This window comes from Streptomyces sp. NPDC089799 (assembly GCF_040684755.1).
Taxonomy (GTDB): Bacteria; Actinomycetota; Actinomycetes; order Streptomycetales; family Streptomycetaceae; genus Streptomyces.
On record NZ_JBFBGR010000002.1, the window covers coordinates 220066 to 237478 of the forward strand.

The 17413-nt window shown below is 74.1% G+C and carries 13 protein-coding genes and 1 pseudogene; 5 read left to right on the forward strand and 9 right to left on the reverse strand.

The window, feature by feature from the left end:
• Nucleotides 1–50: 50 nt before the first annotated feature.
• From AB0O36_RS02670 to AB0O36_RS02700, 7 genes are all read right to left on the reverse strand, one after another.
• The gene (locus AB0O36_RS02670) at nt 51–2744 is read right to left on the reverse strand and encodes a caspase family protein (protein ID WP_365103020.1); all 2694 of its coding nucleotides are present in this window, start codon (nt 2742–2744) and stop codon (nt 51–53) included.
• Nucleotides 2745–2746: 2 nt separating this feature from the next.
• Nucleotides 2747–3190 carry a hypothetical protein gene (locus tag AB0O36_RS02675; RefSeq protein ID WP_365103023.1) on the reverse strand — a complete coding sequence of 148 codons (444 nt, stop codon included), beginning with the start codon at nt 3188–3190 and terminating at the stop codon, nt 2747–2749.
• Between the two features lie 209 nt (nt 3191–3399).
• The gene (gene lysA / locus AB0O36_RS02680; RefSeq protein ID WP_365103025.1) at nt 3400–4869 is read right to left on the reverse strand and encodes a diaminopimelate decarboxylase; all 1470 of its coding nucleotides are present in this window, start codon (nt 4867–4869) and stop codon (nt 3400–3402) included.
• 18 nt (nt 4870–4887) lie between these two features.
• Nucleotides 4888–5379, reverse strand: a complete 492-nt coding sequence (locus AB0O36_RS02685; RefSeq protein WP_365103027.1) for an SAV_915 family protein — start codon at nt 5377–5379, stop codon at nt 4888–4890.
• Between the two features lie 363 nt (nt 5380–5742).
• Nucleotides 5743–6408 carry a hypothetical protein gene (locus tag AB0O36_RS02690; protein ID WP_365103030.1) on the reverse strand — a complete coding sequence of 222 codons (666 nt, stop codon included), beginning with the start codon at nt 6406–6408 and terminating at the stop codon, nt 5743–5745.
• A gap of 234 nt (nt 6409–6642) precedes the next feature.
• The gene (locus AB0O36_RS02695; RefSeq protein WP_365103033.1) at nt 6643–7182 is read right to left on the reverse strand and encodes an EF-hand domain-containing protein; all 540 of its coding nucleotides are present in this window, start codon (nt 7180–7182) and stop codon (nt 6643–6645) included.
• Nucleotides 7183–7401: 219 nt separating this feature from the next.
• On the reverse strand, nt 7402–8094 hold the full coding sequence (locus tag AB0O36_RS02700) for an isochorismatase family protein (RefSeq protein ID WP_365103036.1): 693 nt from the start codon (nt 8092–8094) through the stop codon (nt 7402–7404).
• 328 nt (nt 8095–8422) lie between these two features.
• On the opposite strand from AB0O36_RS02700, the gene AB0O36_RS02705 reads away from it, so the two are divergent.
• Entirely contained in the window at nt 8423–9211 is a 789-nt protein-coding gene (locus AB0O36_RS02705; RefSeq protein WP_365103039.1) for an SDR family oxidoreductase, read from the forward strand.
• Between the two features lie 105 nt (nt 9212–9316).
• Nucleotides 9317–10531 (forward strand): annotated as a pseudogene (locus tag AB0O36_RS02710) (isochorismate synthase); the annotation flags it as partial.
• A 76-nt stretch (nt 10532–10607) separates the two neighbouring features.
• On the opposite strand, the gene AB0O36_RS02715 reads toward AB0O36_RS02710, so the two are convergent.
• Nucleotides 10608–11465: a helix-turn-helix domain-containing protein gene (locus tag AB0O36_RS02715; protein WP_365103042.1), complete on the reverse strand. Its 858-nt coding sequence runs from the start codon at nt 11463–11465 to the stop codon at nt 10608–10610.
• A gap of 410 nt (nt 11466–11875) precedes the next feature.
• Here AB0O36_RS02715 and AB0O36_RS02720 point away from each other — a divergent pair, with 410 nt between their 5' ends.
• Together AB0O36_RS02720 and AB0O36_RS02725 are read left to right on the forward strand one after the other, a co-directional pair.
• Nucleotides 11876–13291 (forward strand): AMP-binding protein, encoded by a 1416-nt coding sequence (locus AB0O36_RS02720; protein ID WP_365103045.1) that lies wholly within the window; start codon nt 11876–11878, stop codon nt 13289–13291.
• On the forward strand, nt 13288–14208 hold the full coding sequence (locus tag AB0O36_RS02725) for a hypothetical protein (RefSeq protein WP_365103048.1): 921 nt from the start codon (nt 13288–13290) through the stop codon (nt 14206–14208). Before AB0O36_RS02720 ends, AB0O36_RS02725 begins: the two co-directional genes overlap by 4 nt.
• A gap of 186 nt (nt 14209–14394) precedes the next feature.
• On the opposite strand, the gene AB0O36_RS02730 is transcribed toward AB0O36_RS02725, so the two are convergent.
• Nucleotides 14395–14817, reverse strand: coding sequence for a Fur family transcriptional regulator (locus tag AB0O36_RS02730; protein ID WP_365103051.1), 423 nt, complete (start codon nt 14815–14817; stop codon nt 14395–14397).
• A 251-nt stretch (nt 14818–15068) separates the two neighbouring features.
• Between AB0O36_RS02730 and katG the strand changes: the two genes are divergently transcribed.
• Complete coding sequence (gene katG / locus AB0O36_RS02735; protein ID WP_365103054.1) at nt 15069–17294, forward strand: catalase/peroxidase HPI; 2226 nt, start codon at nt 15069–15071, stop codon at nt 17292–17294.
• Nucleotides 17295–17413 lie beyond the last annotated feature (119 nt).

A 17413-nucleotide genomic window follows, 5' to 3' on the forward strand; every position in this document is an offset into this window, starting at 1 on the left:
GCACCACGCTCAACCCTCCGCCGGAAGCCTGCCCGCGGCGGAGGGCGGCCTCACCGGCGACGGAGACGGTCACGGAACCGGGCCGGCCGTGGCGGCCCGGCAACCGGACCGTCGGCCGGACCGGGAACCGGGACACCCACTCGCTCCGCGAGCAGCTGCCGGTCGGCAGGGCCGAACTGACGCGGATAGCACTCCAGGGCGTACACCGCCAGGTCCCGCAGACCTGCGTGCACGATGGCCAGGACGAAGTCCCGGTACAGCTCGGGGTACATCCAGGCGGCACCACGGACGACGGTCTGTGCCGCGGCGGCGAGGCCCCGTTCCTGCAAACGGTCCAGCAGCTGTACGGTGTCCGCTCTCGGTATGTGCAGGGTGGCCTGTGCGAGCCACTCTTCCACCCGTGGCGCCAGCCCCGCCAGGCACAGTGCGGCGATCGCGGTGCCCCGCTCGTCGACGGTCAGGCCCTTCCCGGTCACGAGCAGCTCGATCACCCCGTCCGCAACCCCCGCCACCGAGTCTCCTGCCGGATCACCGGTCTCCTCGAGCAGGGCCCGCAGGACGGTCCGGTCGAGCAGGTCGAGCCCTCCTCCGTCAGCGCGCCGCAGCAGCCTCGCCACCCGTTCCGGGGCGGTTCGCACCAGACCGTGCAGGAGCAGGTCGGCCGCCTCGTCCTCGCTCAGCCCGCGCAGAGTGCTCAACTCCCCGGCGTACTCGGCTTCCGGAAGCACCCGGACCATCGAGTCCAGCAGGTCTTCGTACGGCAGCCGCGCGGTGCGCAGGAGGCACAGCAGCCGCAGGCGGTCCACGACGGCGTCCGGCACGGCGTTCCACACGCGCTCCCGGTCACGTGCCGAGCCCGCACCGCCCAGGCTCCCCAGCAGTTCGGCCACGTCCTCGGCCGGTCGCGCGGCGGCCTCCTGCAACAGCCGGTTCGCGTCCAGTGGGCGGCCCATCGTCCGCAGGGCCGCGACCAGGACGGCGGTGTCCGCAACGGGCCTGTCCGGTGCCGCGTGTCCGAACAGCTGCAGTACGGCCTCGGTGTGACTTCCCGCGTGCAGCAGGTCCGCGAGCACCATCAGATCGGCGGTGGTCAGACGACCGACGGACAGGGCCAGCGTCCGCCCGGCCCGGTCCGCCATCCCCGCGGCCCACAACGCATCGCACGCGTCGGCGATGCCCTGGACCGACGGGGTCGCCTGCGCCACGGTCTCCAGGACCCGGTCGGCCTCCGCCGCACGGCCCGCTTCCTCCGCGACGCGCAGAATGCCGACCAGGACGGAGGGCTCCGGGGAGGAGACCGTGAACACCCGGACGTACAGGGCCAGTGCCTCCTCGACGCGCCCGCACGCATGGAGTGCCTCCGCGAGCCGGACCGTCTCCCGGGGCGAGGAGACCGACGGGGCCCGCAGGACCTGCCGGGCATCGTCGTCCAGCTGCGCCGACCAGAGCGCGTCGGCCAGCTCCAGGACCTCCTCGGTGGTCCGGAGCCGGCGGATGACCGACTCCAGGAGCAGACCGGCGTCCGCACCGGCACCGGCACCGGCACCAGAACCAGAACCGGGCCCGACACCGGTGCCCGCGGCCGCACCGCCTCCGTCCGCGCGCAGGCACCCGATCGTTCCCGCGATGTCCTCGGGCAGGCGCCGTTCCGCGATCGTCCGCAGCAGCCGGTCGGCATCGTCGTCGGCATCCATCGCGTGCAGGGCCTGGACGCACGCGGCGAGGTCGACGGGCGACCGTCCGGCCCCTACGGTGGCCAGCACGGAGGACGCCTCGTCGGAACGTCCCTGCCCGCGCAGCAGGCACACGAGCGCCGCCGCCTCCTGCGCCGGGCGCGTCGCGGCGGCCAGCATCAGCAACTCCCCGGCCGTCGCGGGGGCCTCGTCCCGCAACCGCGCCGCCTGCTCCGCGATCCGCCGCGGCTGTGCCCGCAGCATCTCCCGCAGCCCTTCCGGGACGGCGCGCACGGGGGAGGCGGGGGCGGTCCGGGCGAGCGGGCTGCGCATTCCGTGGCGGTTGCGGGCGAAGGCGAAGGTGCGCCCGGTGTTGCTCAGCCGCTGCTGGGGGATCGGCAGGAGGCCGGAGCGCAGCTCGCCGAGCAGGTGGTCGTAGAGGTCCGGACCGGAGAGCAGCGGTCCGGCACCGGGAAGTCCCCGGTCGAGCAGGCGGATCAGTCTGCCCGTGAAGGCGGTGTGGGGCTCGCCCGGTGGGGCCAGCGCCATGCCGTTGGCCGAGGTCGAGGTGAGCAGGTACGTGCCGGAGATGCGCGCCTGCTCCGCCAGTGTCACGGGACCGCTCATCCCGCCCTCCAGTGCCTGCCCGCTGTAGCAGCAGTCCAGGATCACCGCCCGGTTGACCTTCCGTCCCGCGCCCAGCACCTCGCGGCGCACGCCCCGGTAGTCCAGCCAGGAGTAAGGGCGTTCGGGGTCGGAGGCGCGCAGGGCCAGCAGCAGGCCGTCGCCGTCGGGACCGGGCAGACCGTGTCCGGCGTAGTAGACGAGGAGGGAGTCGGTCGCCCGGCGGGCTGCCTCGTGCACCGCGTCGAGGACGACCTCGTGTGAGGACGGGTCCGCGATCCGGACGCAGTGTTCCGCGGGAAGGCCCCAGACGGTCGGGTCCTCCAGCAACCGTCCCAGATCGCGGAGGTTCCCCGCCACGCCGGGCAGGTCCTCCAGGTCCGGATCGTCGAACCGCGACGAGCCGATGAGGACGGCGTACGACCCTCGGGGATCGGCCAGTTCCACGGCTACGCGGCTCCCGGTGTCGTCCCGTCGGGTGCGGGCGGTGCCGGTGCCGGTGCCGGTGTCGAGGGCCGGGCGGGCTGAGGCACCGCGGCCGGCTCGGGGGACAGGGCCCGCAGGAGCCGCTGCACCGATTCCTCCGAGCCGTCCTCCACCGTGACGGAGAGCCCGTCGGACGCCCGGGTGAAGGTGAGCACGGCCCGGCTGCGGCGCGCCCTGCGCCATCCGGCGTACACGAGCGCCAGGTTGGCCAGGCCGACCGCATGGGTGAGGACGACGTTGATCACGTCCAGGCCGCCGCTCATGGAACCCGGTACGGGAGCCGAGGAGAGGGCGATCTCGCCGGGCGGCTCGTCCTCGTTGCGCAGCCAGCGGAAGAAGTCCCGTAAGGCTGCGGTCTCCTCGGGATCCGCCACCCCGACGGTCAGCTCCATCCCCGGCGTTTTCATCCCCCGTGTCTCCATTCCCCGCGTCCTCCGCATCCCCCGGGCGCCGATCGCGCCGCGCTGCGCCTCCGACGGGAGCGCGCCACCGCACACGGCAGAGCCTGGCACAGATCGGGCCGGGGGAGGAGGGGCCGTCGCACGGTGATCACCGATGCCGCGCACGGCGGAGACGCGCGGGGCGGCAACGGCTGCCCACCGTGGCCGGACAGGCGTCAGCCGCCGATGTCGCGGTGGCGCAGGTCCTCCAGGGTTTCCCGCCGGACGAGGAGCCGGGCCGTGCCCTCGTGGACCGCGACCACCGGGGGCCGGCCCACCAGGTTGTAGCCCGAGGCCATGGACAGCTGGTACGCCCCCGCGACCGGTACGGCGATCAGGTCGCCGGGCCGGACGTCACCGGGCAGCTCCACCCCGGCCGCGAGCACGTCCCCCGCCTCGCAGTGCCGCCCGACGACCGTGGCCGTACGGAGGGCGGCCGTACGGGGCGCAGGGGTACGGGGTGCGGAGATCCGGGGATCGGACGGCCGGGAATCGGAGGGCCGGTGATCGGAGGGCCGGTGTTCGGAGGGCCGGTGTTCGGAGGTCCGGGGCAAGGAGGTGCGCGGCTCGGCCGCCGGGCGCCGGCCGATCAGCCTGGGCGCGTACCGCACGCCGTACAGGGCGGGCCGCGGGTTGTCGCTCATGCCACCGTCCACGGCGACGAACAGCGTCTCGCCGGACTGCTTGACGGCGAGCACCCGGTACACCACGACCCCGGCCGGCCCGACGACGGCGCGGCCCGGCTCGATGACCAGCCGCGGTACCGGCATCCCGGCGGCCGCACAGCTGCGGGCCAGCTCGCTCCGCAGCTTCCGGGCGAGCCCGGCCGGGTCGAGGGCGGGTTCGCCCGGCCGGTAGGCGATGCCGTGGCCGCCGCCCAGGTCGAGTTCGGGCAGCACGACCCCGCAGGTGTCGCGGATGCGGGCCATCAGCCCCACCATCCGGCGGAGCGCCGTGAGGTAGGGCTTCGGGCTCGTGATCTGGGAGCCGATGTGGCAGTGCAGCCCCGTCAGCTCCAGCTGCGGCTGGGCGAGCACCCGGGCCACGGCGTGCAGCGCGGACCCGTCCACGAGGGAGAGGCCGAACTTCTGGCCCTCGGTCCCCGTACGGATCTTGTCGTGGCCGCCGGCCGAGACGCCCGGCACCACCCGCACCATCACCTTCTGGCGTCCGTCCGGCCCGACGGCGGCGGCGATCCGCGAGATCTCCGACGTGCTGTCGATGACGATCCGCCCGACCCCCAGCCGCAGCGCGCTGCCGAGGTCCCGGGGCGATTTGGCGTTGCCGTGCAGCACGATCCGTTCCGCCGGGAACCCGGCCGTGACGGCCAGCTCCAGCTCCCCGGCCGAGCAGACGTCCAGGCCCAGTTCCTCCTCCCGGACCCAGCGGACCATCGCCCGGGAGAGGAACGCCTTCGCCGCGTACAGGACCTCCGCCCCGGGGAAGGCCTCCCGGTACGCGCGGCAGCGCCCGCGCACCTCGGCCTCGTCCAGGACGTAGAGCGGGGTGTCGAACCGCTCCGCCAGGTCGGCGAGGTCCACGCCGCCGACGGCCAGACCGCCGTGGGGGAGGCGTGAGGTGGAGGCGGGCCAGACGGAGAGGTCGTCGGCGGCGGACGCCGCTTCGGACAGGACCATGGTGGTCATCGTGTGGTCCCCTCTCCCTCAGACGGCCCTGGTCGGGCCGGAGGTGCGTACGGTGCCCGCCCGTGCGGTGCCGGTCTGTGCGGTGCCGGTCTGTACGGCGCCGGTCTGTGCGGTGCCGGCCTGTACCGTGCCGTCCCGTTCGGCCCCGGCCCGCGCGGATCCGGTCCCTACGGCGGCGGTCCGGGCGGGATCCGGGACGGCCGGTTCCGCCACGGGCCCGGCGACCGCGGGGGCGGTGAACGTCGGGTCGACGGTCAGCAGCGCCGCCCCGAGCGGCTCCGTCATCGCCCGGAGCGCGGCCTCGGAGAGCCGGATCCACGGCTGCTCCGCGCCGAGCACGGCCGCCAGCCGGTCCGGGCAGGTGAAGCCGACCGCGGTGCGAGCGCCCAGCGGGGTGCGGAACATGCGCACCACCGTCTCCGCTGTTCCCGGCCGGACCGGGACGTACAGGAGTCCGGCCGGGACCCGTTCCTCGGGTTCGGGGTCGTCGTCGTACCGGAACAGACACATGGGGCCCTCCTGGGGAGCCGTGCACGGTGTGGGGAGCCCCGGGCGCGGGGAGGCGGACCGGGGCGGATCACCGAAGCTATCCCCGCGGGGGCGCCGCCCGGTACCGGCGCTGACGGGACCTTGACGCGGGACGGCCGAGTCCATACGCAACGCTGACGCCCGCGGCCGGGCCCCGCCACGGCGCCACCGGCGCGCATTCCAGGGTTCGGCCGCCGCCCGCGCCGTGCGGACCCGTCCGGTGCGGTGGCGCGTTGCCGCCCGGCGTTCCGGTTCCACCGAAAGGGCGTACCCGGCCCGCCCCTGGACGGGCCGGCCGGGTACGCCCCCGTGCGGTGCCGCCGGGTGGCCGCTGCGTGGCCGCCGCTACGGGGTGTCGCAGAGGTTGGCGACGAACTTCCGGAGCCGACCGGAACGGACGGGTGTCACCCCGTGGATGACCTGGGCGCCGTAGGCGACGGCCACACCGGGCCCGGCGTGGCTGGTCCAGCGGCTGCGGGCGGCGCCGGCCAGCCACTCGGGGGTGGTCTCGTGCAGGTCGGCACGGTCCGGTGCGTGTTCCAGCACGTGGGTCAGCGGGGTTCCGGCGAGGTAGCCCTCGCCCTCGCCGACCTCCCGGCCGCTCCACACGCCGGGGCTGGAGGTGGTCTCGACGTAGAACTCGCCGCCCGCCTCGGCCGCCTGGACGACGACGCCGATCCGGCCGATGCGGCGCGGGGGCCGCGCGGGGTGCGGTATGCCGTCGAGGTGGGTCTCGATCCGGTCACCCGGGCCGAGTTCGGTGTACGCCCACTTGACGGCCCCGGCAGCGGAGGGAATGGACCGCCGGATCGCCGGCAGCGCGCGAACGGTCGCGGCCTGCAGGATCTCCCGGGCGGCGTCCGGAGCGGGGATCACCTCCGCCTGGAAGCGGGGCCGCCAGCCGGTGGCGGCCTGCTCGGTGTCCATGATCTTGAGCAGTCGCGCGAGGTCGTCGTCGGTCAGGAACTCTTCGACGGTCTGCAGAACCAGGGTTTCACTGATGTGGATCACGGTTGTCCCTCGTGGTCGGAGTCGGATCGAAGCCGGGGCCGGATCGAAGCCGGGGCCGGATCGGATCGGAGGAGGATCGGATCGGAGTCGGATCGGATCGGAGCCGGATCGATGGACGCGAGCACTGTGTTCCGACCGGGGGCGGTGGTCCAAGGGGGGTGGCAGGGGCGCATCGGCGCGCGGCACGCGCGCGGCCGGGTGCGGACCTGCCGACCCCCGTCGCGCCACGCTCAGTCAGGGAGTCCGAGGACCGGGTTGCCCGGCGCCGCCGGGTCGGCGGTCGTGTAGTACTCCTCCACCGCGCCACCACTCCTCCACGGTCACCACCCCGTCCCCGTCCCGGTCCAGGGCGGCGAAGGCCGCCCGTGCGGTGGCCGGATCCTGGCCGACCGCGCGCTGGGCGGAGACGAACTCCGCCAGGTCGACCCTGCCGTCGCCGTCCCGGTCGACCAGGGCGACATGGGCCCGGACCGACGGTCCGACCACCTCGCCGATCGTGCCCGCCCGGCGGGCCCGCTCCAGTGCGCCGACGTAAGCCGTCTCGTCCATCCGGCCCGCAGGGTCGGCACCGGCGTGGCCGGCCGGTTCCCGCCGGAAGGTCCGTGCCGCGGCCACCAGGTCCTCGCCGTGCCGGCCGGCCGAACCGTTGCCGACGGCCGCCACCAGGCGTTCGGCGCGCCGCACCACGTCGTCCTCACCGATGAATCCGTCCCCGTCCGCGTCGTGGACGCGGAAACGGTGCGCGTACTTCTCCCGCAGAGCCGTATCGACCATGGCCGTGTTCCTTCCTGGAGCTCCGGAAACCGCTGTGAGCGTGAACCGCCGCAGGCGTGAACCGCCGTGAGCGTGAACCGCTGTGGACGCCGACCCGCTGTCAGCGCCGAAAGCGTCCGCGAAGCCAGCCGACCAGAGGCCGTGGCGGGGCCGCGGCGCGCGCCCTCCCGGGCGGCACCACCCCATGGTGTGGGGCGTGCCGGAACTCCCGCCTACGCGTCACTTCCCGGGAGGAGCGGGTGCGAGGTCGGCGAGGGCGAGTGCGGTCGTCGTGGGTTTCGCGCAGCGTGCGGCGGCGTAATCGAGGGCCATCCGGTGCAGGCCGGGGTCGAAGTCGGCGGTGGCGTCCGCGAGGAGGAACGGCCTGATGTCGTTCATGAAGGCGTCGGCGCAGGTCAGCAGGCAGCCGAGGTGCGCGTAGACCCCGGTGACCAGCAGCTGGTCACGGCCGGCCCGCCGGAGCAGGTCGAGCAGGGGGGTGCCGTGGAAGGCGCTGTAGCGGTGCTTGGTGAGGACCGTGTCGCCCGGCCGAGGCCGCAGCGGGTCGGGGATGTCGGCGTCGTCGGGCAGGGCGCCCGGTCCCGGGCCCCACAGATCGGCGAGCAGGCCGCGCCGCGCGGTCGGCTGACGGGGAGGCTGGCGGGTGTAGACGACGGGGATCCCGCCGGCACGGGCGTGCGCCGCGAGCGCGGCGATGTTGGCGGTGACCTGGGGGAGCGGTTCCCGGTCTGCGTAGGGGCGCAGGAAGTAGCGCTGCATGTCGTGGACGAGCAGGGCCGCCCGCTCCGGTTCGGGCCGCCAGTGCCGGAGTGGCGAGTCGGGCAGACCGGTGGCGGTGGCGGTGGGGGCGGGGCCGGTGACTGTTGCCGTCGCCGTGGGCAGGGCGTACGGCTCGATCGGGGGCAGGGCCATGGGCGGGGGGTCTCCTCGGGTCGGCTGAGTGTGTCCGGCCACCTGCGCCCGGCTGCATGCGTACGGCGGGTGCTCGGGGCGGGTGCCCTACGGGGGGTGTGTACGGAGAGGTGGCCGGCGGGGGTGGCCGGCGGGGTGTCCGGCGGTTCCGGGCAGCCCCGCGCGTCCGACCGTGACCGGAGTACGACGCCGGGGGCCAGGTGTGTGCGGGGGCGCACGCGGGGCATCGGCGGACCCGTCCGTGCGCCCTGTCGGGCGGCCCGCGGCGGGTGCTCCACTGTGCGCTGTCGGCGGCGCGGAAGCTCGCGGAGGTGTGCGGAGGTGTGCGGTGCACCTGTCGGGACTGGCGGATCGGGTCGTGGTGGTCACCGGGGCGGCGGGCGGCATCGGCTCGGCCGTGTGCCGGGCACTGGCCGGCTGCGGAGCGCGCGTCGCGGCCGTCGACCGGGACGGGGCGGGGCTCGCGCGGCTGGAGGCGGCCGCGGCGGCCACCGACGGGACGTGCGTACCGGTGCGCTCCTACGCCTGTGACGTCACCGCCGCCGACGCCGCGGAGGAGACGCTGCCGCGCGTGGAGGAGGACCTCGGGCCGGTGGCGGCACTGGTCAACGTGGCCGGGGTGCTGCGCTGCGGGCCCGCCCTGGCCTGCACGCCCGCCGACTGGGCGGCCGTGATGGCCGTCAACGCCACCGCCGTCTTCCTGTGGTCGAAGGCCGCGGCGGCGCTGATGGCCCGTCACGGCCGGGGCGGCATCGTCACCGTGGCCTCGAACGCGGCCGGGATCCCGCGGGCCGGCATGGCCGCCTACGCCGCCTCCAAGGCGGCCGCGGCCGCGTACACCCTCAGCCTCGGGCTGGAGACCGCCCCGCTCGGGATCCGCGCCAACGTGGTCTGCCCGGGGACCACCGACACCCCCATGCTGGGGCGCCTCGGCCCGGACGCCGCGGCCGCCGCCGTCCGGGGCGACCCGGCGGCGTACCGCACCGGCATCCCCGCCGGCCGGGTCGCCGAGCCCGGGGACGTCGCCGACGCCGTGCTCTTCCTGCTCTCCGACCAGGCGCGGCACATCACCCTGCACAGCCTGTACGTCGACGGCGGAGCAGCCCTGCGCGGCTGACGGACCGGGCGCGGATCCGACGGCGTACGGAACGACCGATCGACCGCGAACGACCGATCGAATGGCAGGACGGCCCGGACGGCCCGGACGACCCCGATGACCCCGATGACCCGGACATGCGACAGGAGGCACGGAGTGGGCACTCATGCGCGCGGGGCGGACGCCCGCCCGCCGGTGCCGGCCGGTCACTGGGTCCTCGCCGGACCCGGTTCCCTGGCCGGTACGGGCCCGGGGGTGGCCCTGCGGGTCGGGCCCGGGGCCGGTCAGGGGGCGGAGGCGGCCGCCGTGGCCGAACGGGCCCTGGCGACGGCCGGGCCCGGCACGGCGGTGGTGGGCGTGCTCCCGTTCGAGGACGCGCTGCCCGCCGTGCTGACCCTGGCGCCCCTGCGGTTAGGCCGGCGGCCGCTGCCGGGACCCGCGGCCCGGCCGCTGCCCGGGGCGTCCGCGACGGCATCCGCCGGGGCGTTCGGCGGGGCGTTCGCGGGGGCCGTCCCGCCGGTGCCGTACCGCACGCACGTGCCGGACGATCCCGGCTACCTCGCCGCCGTCTCCACCGCCGTCGACCGCATCCGCACGGGCGCCCTCGACAAGGTCGTCCTCGCCCGCGGCTGCCACCTGCCCGGCGGTCCGGGCCCGGCCGACGCCACCGCCCTGTGGCGCCGCCTGCTGCACCGGCACCCCACCGCCTACGTGTTCCGGGCGGAGCTGCCCCCGGACGCCGACGGGCGGCCGCGCGTCCTGGTCGGCGCCTCGCCCGAGCTGCTGCTGCGCAAGTCCGGCGACCGGCTCCTGCTCAACCCGCTGGCCGGCAGTGCCCCGCGGGGTGCCACGCCCGCCGCCGACGCGCAGGCCGGCCGGAGCCTGCTCGCCTCCGTGAAGGACCGCCGGGAACACGCCCTGCTCGTCGACGAGATCACCCGCCGGCTGCGGCCCTCCTGCGAACGCCTCGACGTCCCCGCCGCCCCCGCGCTCAAGGCCACTCCACAGCTCTGGCACCTCTCGACCCTCATCCGGGCCACCCTGCGCCGGCCCGTCCCCAGCGCGCTGCGCATCGCCGCCGCGCTCCACCCGACGCCCGCGGTGTGCGGGCTGCCCCGGGAAGCGGCCCGCCGCCTCATCGGCGAACTGGAGCCGTCCCCGCGGGGCTACTTCACCGGCATCCTCGGCTGGACGGACACCCACGGCGACGGCAGCTGGATCCTCGCCCTCCGCTGCGCCGAACTGTCCGCCGACGGCCTGACGGCCTGGGCTGGCGCCGGCATCGTCCCCGGCTCCGACCCGCACGCCGAGCACGCCGAGACGGCGGTGAAGATGACCACCGTCCTCGGCGCACTCGCCACATCCGGCACACCCGCGACACCTGCTACACCCGCGACACCCGCGGCAACCGCCGCGGTCATCCCCCGCGGACCGCGGACGGTTCGCGCCGGAGTTTCCCCGTCACCGCCGGGAGCTTCCCCGTCACCGCCGGGAGCTTCCCCGACACAGCCGGGAGTTTCCCCGACACCGCCGGCAGCTTCCCCGACACCGTCGGCAGACGGGACAGGTTGGCGCTGATCGCGGCCGCCGCACGCCCCACGGCCTCCCCGAGCGCGGTGATCCGACGGGAATCCGGACCGGTCGCCGCCACTGCGGCGACCACGCTGCCGCACGCGGAGAACACCGGCGCCGCCACGCACGAGAGCGCACGCACACAGCGCCCGTACTCGAAGGCCAGCCCCCGTTCCCGGATCCGCGCGGCCTCCTCGGACCACGCCGCCTCCGACCAGCCCGCGGGCGCGTGCGCCTCCGCCCCGTGCGCCTCCGCCCCGTGCGCCGTGAGGACCAGCTCGGCGGCGCTCCCCGGCGGCAGGACCACGCCGGGGTGCAGCGGGAAGACCTCGTCCACCTCCCCGCGCAGACCCCCGACGACGATCGTGTGCCCGGCCTCGGGCACCGCCAGACTGAGGCTCAGACCGCCGCTCGCGGAGGACAGTTCGCGCAGCGGCCGGGCCGCCGCCGTACGCAGCTCCCGCGCGGGGTGCCAGCCCACCCCCAGCCGGAAGGTCCGCGGGCCGAGCCGGTAGCGGCCCGCACTGCTCTGCACCGCACCCAGCGCGACCAGCTGTCCCAGCAGCCGGTGCGCGGTGGCCTTCGGCAGTTCGGCATCGGCCGCCAGCCGGGTCAGGCCCAGCTCGTCGGCGTGTGCCAGCACTTCCATCAGCGCGAACGCGCCCTCCAGAACGCCCCGCCCCTCGGTGCCGGATCTGGCCATGAGCGGTCCCCCTCTCCACCGGATCCCATCGGTCGGACGGATCCGCGATTCCCCGTTCGCACCGGCTGATCAGGGAAAAAGGGTTTGCCTTCCTCCGCTTTCGCCGGTCCGTTGAACGGACCCGATCATTGCCCGTGCGTCCCGGGAGCGCCAGTGTGTTGTCGACCGAGGACGCGGCGTCCGTCCCCTCCGGGGAGGCCCGGACGGCGTCTGCCAGCAACGAACCGAGGAGGAACCGATGAGCGCCATCAAGACCAGCGCCAAGCAGTTCAAGTACGTCATGTCCGCCATGACGGCGGTGTTCTTCGCTTCTTGTTCTGCCAGCTGACACGCACACCGGGGGTGGGGGCGGCCTGCCGCCCCCACCCCTTCGTCACGCAACGGAGCACGCACGTGAGAGGGAGGCACGAGTGCTGGAGACCGGTGTCCGGCAGGTGCGGGTGGCCACGTCCATGGTGTTCGGCCGGCGGCTGAACGTACGGAACGTGGAGCGACTGGTCGCCGACGCCCTCGCCACGCTGGAGGAGTTCGGCTCGCTCGGGGACGACGTGGACGAACTGGCCGAGGGGCCGTTCGCCGACCCGGAGGAGCGCCGGGACCTGCAGAACCGGGCCCTCCAGCGGACCGTACGCCGCCTCGCCAAGCGCTCCCCCTTCTACCGGGAGCGGCTCGCGGGCACCGACCTCGACGGGCTGACCACCGAGACCCTCACCCGGATCCCGGTGACCCGCAAGGCCGACCTGGTCGAGCGCCCCGCCGACTTCCTGTGCGGCAGGCCCTACCTGGTGACCCAGACCACCGGCACCACCGGCCGTCCCGTCCAGATCTGGCTCTCCCGCTACGAGATGGAGCTCTGGCCCGCGCTGATCGCACTGTCCGTGGTGCTGCGCGGCGACATCGGGCCCGGCGACCGGATGCAGATCAACCTCAGCTCCCGGGCCACGGCCGCCGTCCAGGAGGACGTAGAGGTGTGCCGGCTCGTCAACGCCTCCTGCCACATCGTCGGCCAGGTCCCGCCGGAGGAATCCGTCGAGCACCTGCTCGGCCGGAACGCCGACACCCTGCCCACCCTGCTCACCGGAAACCCCAGCTACCTGGCCAGGATGGTCACCGCGGCCCGTGAACTCGGCTGCAAACCGGACGAGTTCGGACTCCGCTCGATCTACGCCGGCGGCGAGATCATGTCCCGGGCCCTCACCGACGCCCTCCGCGACACCTTCGGCGCGCGCACCGTCGGCGACAACTTCGGCATGACCGAGCTGCTCCCGGTCGGCGGCCGCACCTGCACCCACCGCCACCTCCACATCGACCCCAACATGGGGTACACGGAGGTGCTCGACCTGGAGACCGGGGAACCCGCCGGTCCGGGCCGCCTCGGCGAGCTCACCGTCACTCCGTACTTCCCCTACCGCGAGTGCATGCCCGTCCTGCGCTACAACACCGGCGACGTGGTCCGCACCCTCGACGGCGAACCGGACTGCGAACTCGCCGCCGTGCCCGCCGTCTCCCAGATCCTCGGCAAGGCGGGCCGGCTGCACCGCACCGCCGACGGCGTGGTCACCCCGCGCGACATCGTGGAGGCGCTCGACGGCACCCCCGGACTGCCGTTCCCGCTGCGCCACGCCGCCCGGGTCGGCGAGGACGGCCGGCTCGGGGTGGAGGTCGCCACCCGCGAGCTCACCGCGGCCGAGGTGACCGACCGCCTCCGGGCCCGGGGCATCGACGCGGACGCCCGGGTCCTGCCGCTGGACGACACGGAGGCGGCACGCCGCTTCCCCCTGCGCTGCGACCTGTTGGAGCACACCTTCACCCGGAGCCACGCATGAGCGTCTTCTTCCAGCTCGCGGTCACCACCGCGCTGGCCCTGGCGGTGGTCGCCGGCGCGGTCGCGTACTTCCGCGCCGTACGCACCCCCAGACCGCCCGTCGGCGTGTTCAACGGCGCCGACATCGTCCTGATGATGGGCTTCGTCCTGGCCCTGCCGTACGTTTACCTCGCGCTGCCCGGTGCAGTCCTCCCGGTCGTGCTCGCCCTGGTCTTCGCCGGCGGACTGTCCGTCGGCTACCAGCCGCTGATCGCGAACGGCCGGCTGCGCTGGGCGCTGATCCTCGCGCTGATCGCGAGCGTCCTCGTCTCCCACCTGGCCTTCGGCGAGACCGCGCCGCCCTACTGGGTGGCGAACAGCGTCGTCGTCTGCCTGGTCGTGATCTCCGCCACCAACCTCAACGTCCAGGGCGGCATCCGGCTGCGGAACGTCGCCCGCTTCCTGCTCGCGCTCGCCGCGTACGACGCCTTCTTCGCCTGGGTCGTACCGCTGACGCAGGAACTCGCCGACGCCGTCCAGGGCTACCCGTACGCCCCCGCCGCCGGCCTGCGCATCGGCGAGGACCTCGGCGGGGTGGTCGGCATGGGCGACCTGCTGGCCTACGCGCTCTTCACCACCACCGCCTTCAAGGCGTACGGGAAGCCGGGCCTGCGGACCGGGACCGTCCTGGTCGTCCTCTTCGGCGCCCTGGCACCCGTGGCCGCGCAGCACCTGGTCGCCGCGGTCACCGGCGACGAGCCGGCCCTGATACCCGCCCAGGTGTTCTTCGGGCCGGCGGCCTACGTCGGCTACCGCCTCCTGCGCCGCCGCGGACCGGAGCGGCGGATGGCCGAGGTGGTCTTCCGCCGCGACGCCGACGGGGCCGCGCGGCAGCCCGCGGTGCGCGGCACGGCGGCCGGGGCCCGCACGGCACCCTGATCCGATCCGATCCGATCCGATCCGATCCGATCCGTACGCCTACGCCGCGCGAGGCAGGCCGTACGCCGCGCGACGTACCGAGGCCGCCCCGTTCCGGGAGGGCGGCCTCCGGCGCGTCCGGGAACCGGAGCGCGCGACCGCGGGGGACGGGGACCCGGCCGTGGCACACGGCCCGGCGGCCTGGGCTCAGGCGCGGGCGACCGCGCAGTCCGGGCACAGCCCCCGGTAGGTCATCTCGACCCCCGAGAGGGCGAAGCCGAACCGTTCGGAGGAGGGCAGGTCGCCCAGCGGGTCGCCGCCGGGGTGGACGTCCCGGATCGTGCCGCAGCCCGAGCAGACCAGGTGCTGGTGCGGGCGGTGTGCGTTCGGGTCGTAGCGCTTGGCCCGGCCGTCGGTGGTCACCTCCGTGACCTCGCCCAGTGACACCAGCTCACTGAGCGTGTTGTACACCGTCGCGCGGGAGACCTCCGGCAGCCGCGCGGTCGCCCGCGCGAGCACCTCGTCCGCCGTGAGGTGGACGTGCTCGCCGTCGAGTACCTCCGCGACCACCCGGCGCTGGGCGGTCATCCGCCAGCCGCGTCCGCGAAGCCTTTCCAGCAAGTCGCTCACTGCCCCACCCAGCCTTACTTGTGCATCGTCTACAGAATGGATCCGTACGGTTCTGGTTCTCGCATTGACTTGGACTAAGTCCATCGTAGGATCTATTCCGGCGACAACCAAGGGACAGGACGACAGCAGGGAAAAAGCTGTGACGCTGAGTGGAGTGATCATCACGCCACCCACCATCAGCGCTCCGTTCTCCTGTTCCGCGTCCTCGGTTCCTGAGCAAAGTGCGATCCGCCTGATCCGGAAGGATTCCCATGCCCGAGAACATTGATGCAAACGAGAGCACCCCGAAGCCGGAGGGCAGCGGAGGCTGCCCCGTGGCGCACGGGCGGGCCGCGCACCCGACGCAGGGCGGCGGCAACCGCCAGTGGTGGCCCGAGCGCCTCAACCTGAAGATCCTTGCCACGAACCCCGCCGTGGCGAACCCGCTCGGCGAGGACTTCGACTACGCCGAGGCGTTCAAGGGCCTCGACCTGCCGGCCGTGAAGCAGGACATCGCCGAGGTGCTCACCACCTCGCAGGACTGGTGGCCCGCCGACTTCGGCCACTACGGCCCCCTGATCATCCGCATGGCCTGGCACAGCGCCGGCACCTACCGGATCAGCGACGGCCGCGGCGGCGCCGGCGCCGGCCAGCAGCGTTTCGCCCCGCTGAACAGCTGGCCGGACAACGCCAACCTGGACAAGGCCCGCCGTCTGCTGTGGCCGGTCAAGAAGAAGTACGGCCAGGCCATCTCCTGGGCCGACCTCATGATCCTCGCGGGCAACGTCGCCCTGGAGTCGATGGGCTTCGAAACCTTCGGCTTCGCCGGCGGCCGCGCCGACGTCTGGGAGGCGGACGAGGACGTCTACTGGGGCCCGGAGAAGACCTGGCTCGGTGACGAGCGCTACACCGGCGACCGCGAGCTGGAGTCCTCGCTCGGCGCCGTCCAGATGGGCCTCATCTACGTCAACCCCGAGGGCCCCAACGGCAACCCGGACCCGATCGCCGCGGCCCGCGACATCCGCGACACCTTCGGCCGGATGGCGATGAACGACGAGGAGACCGTCGCCCTCATCGCCGGTGGCCACACCTTCGGCAAGGCGCACGGCGCCGGCTCCGCGGACCACGTCGGCGTCGAGCCCGAGGGCGCGTCCATCGAGGCCCAGGGCTTCGGCTGGCAGAGCACGTACGGCAGCGGCAAGGGCGCGGACACCATCACGTCCGGCCTGGAGGTCACCTGGACCACCACGCCCACCCAGTGGGGCAACGGGTTCTTCAAGAACCTGTTCGAGTACGAGTACGAGCTCACCTCCAGCCCGGCCGGCGCCCACCAGTGGGTGGCCAAGGACGCCGAGGCGATCATCCCCGACGCGTTCGACGCGGAGAAGAAGCACCTCCCGACGATGCTCACCACCGACCTGTCGCTCCGTTTCGACCCGGTCTACGGCGAGATCTCGCGCCGCTTCTACGAGAACCCGGACCAGTTCGCGGACGCCTTCGCCCGCGCCTGGTTCAAGCTGACCCACCGTGACATGGGCCCGCTCGTGCGCTACCTCGGCCCGGAGGTCCCCTCCGAGGAGCTCATCTGGCAGGACCCGCTGCCGGCCCGCTCCGGCGAGCCGGTCGACGCCGCCGACATCGCCTCCCTCAAGGAGCAGATCCTCGGCACCGGCCTCACCGTCACCCAGCTGGTCAACGCCTCCTGGGCCGCCGCCGCCTCCTTCCGCGGCAGCGACAAGCGCGGTGGCGCCAACGGCGCCCGCATCCGCCTGGAGCCGCAGCGCAACTGGGAGGTCAACAACCCGGACGACCTCGCCCAGGTGCTGCGCGCCCTGGAGGGCATCCAGGAGTCCTTCAACGCCGCCGCATCCGGTGGCAAGCAGGTCTCCCTCGCCGACCTGGTGGTCCTCGCGGGCACCGCGGCCGTCGAGAAGGCGGCCAAGGACGCCGGCCACGACGTCGAGGTCCCCTTCACCCCGGGCCGCGTGGACGCCTCCGCCGAGCAGACGGACGCCGAGTCCTTCGCCGCGCTGGAGCCGGCTGCGGACGGCTTCCGCAACTACCTGGGCAAGGGCAACCGCCTGCCGGCCGAGTTCCTGCTCGTCGACAAGGCCAACCTGCTCACCCTGTCCGCGCCGGAGACCACCGTCCTGGTCGGCGGTCTGCGCGCCCTGGGCGTGACCCAGGCGCAGTCCTCGCTCGGCGTCTTCACCGAGACCCCCGGTCAGCTGACGAACGACTTCTTCGTCAACCTGCTCGACCTGGGCACCACGTGGAAGTCCACCTCCGAGGACCAGACCACCTTCGAGGGCCGGGACGCGGCCACCGGTGAGCTCAAGTGGACCGGTACCCGCGCCGACCTGGTCTTCGGCTCCAACTCCGAGCTGCGGGCGCTGGCGGAGGTCTACGCCGGCGACGACGCGAAGGAGAAGTTCGTGGCGGACTTCGTCGCGGCGTGGACCAAGGTCATGGAGCTGGACCGCTTCGACCTCGTCTGAGCACGGCGTCCCACCGCGTGACCGCGTGACCGCGTGACCGTGTGATGGCGACCGTGTGAGCACGGAGCCGTGAAGGCCGTCCTCCCCTCCGGGGGAGGGCGGCCTTCCGCGTGCGCGCG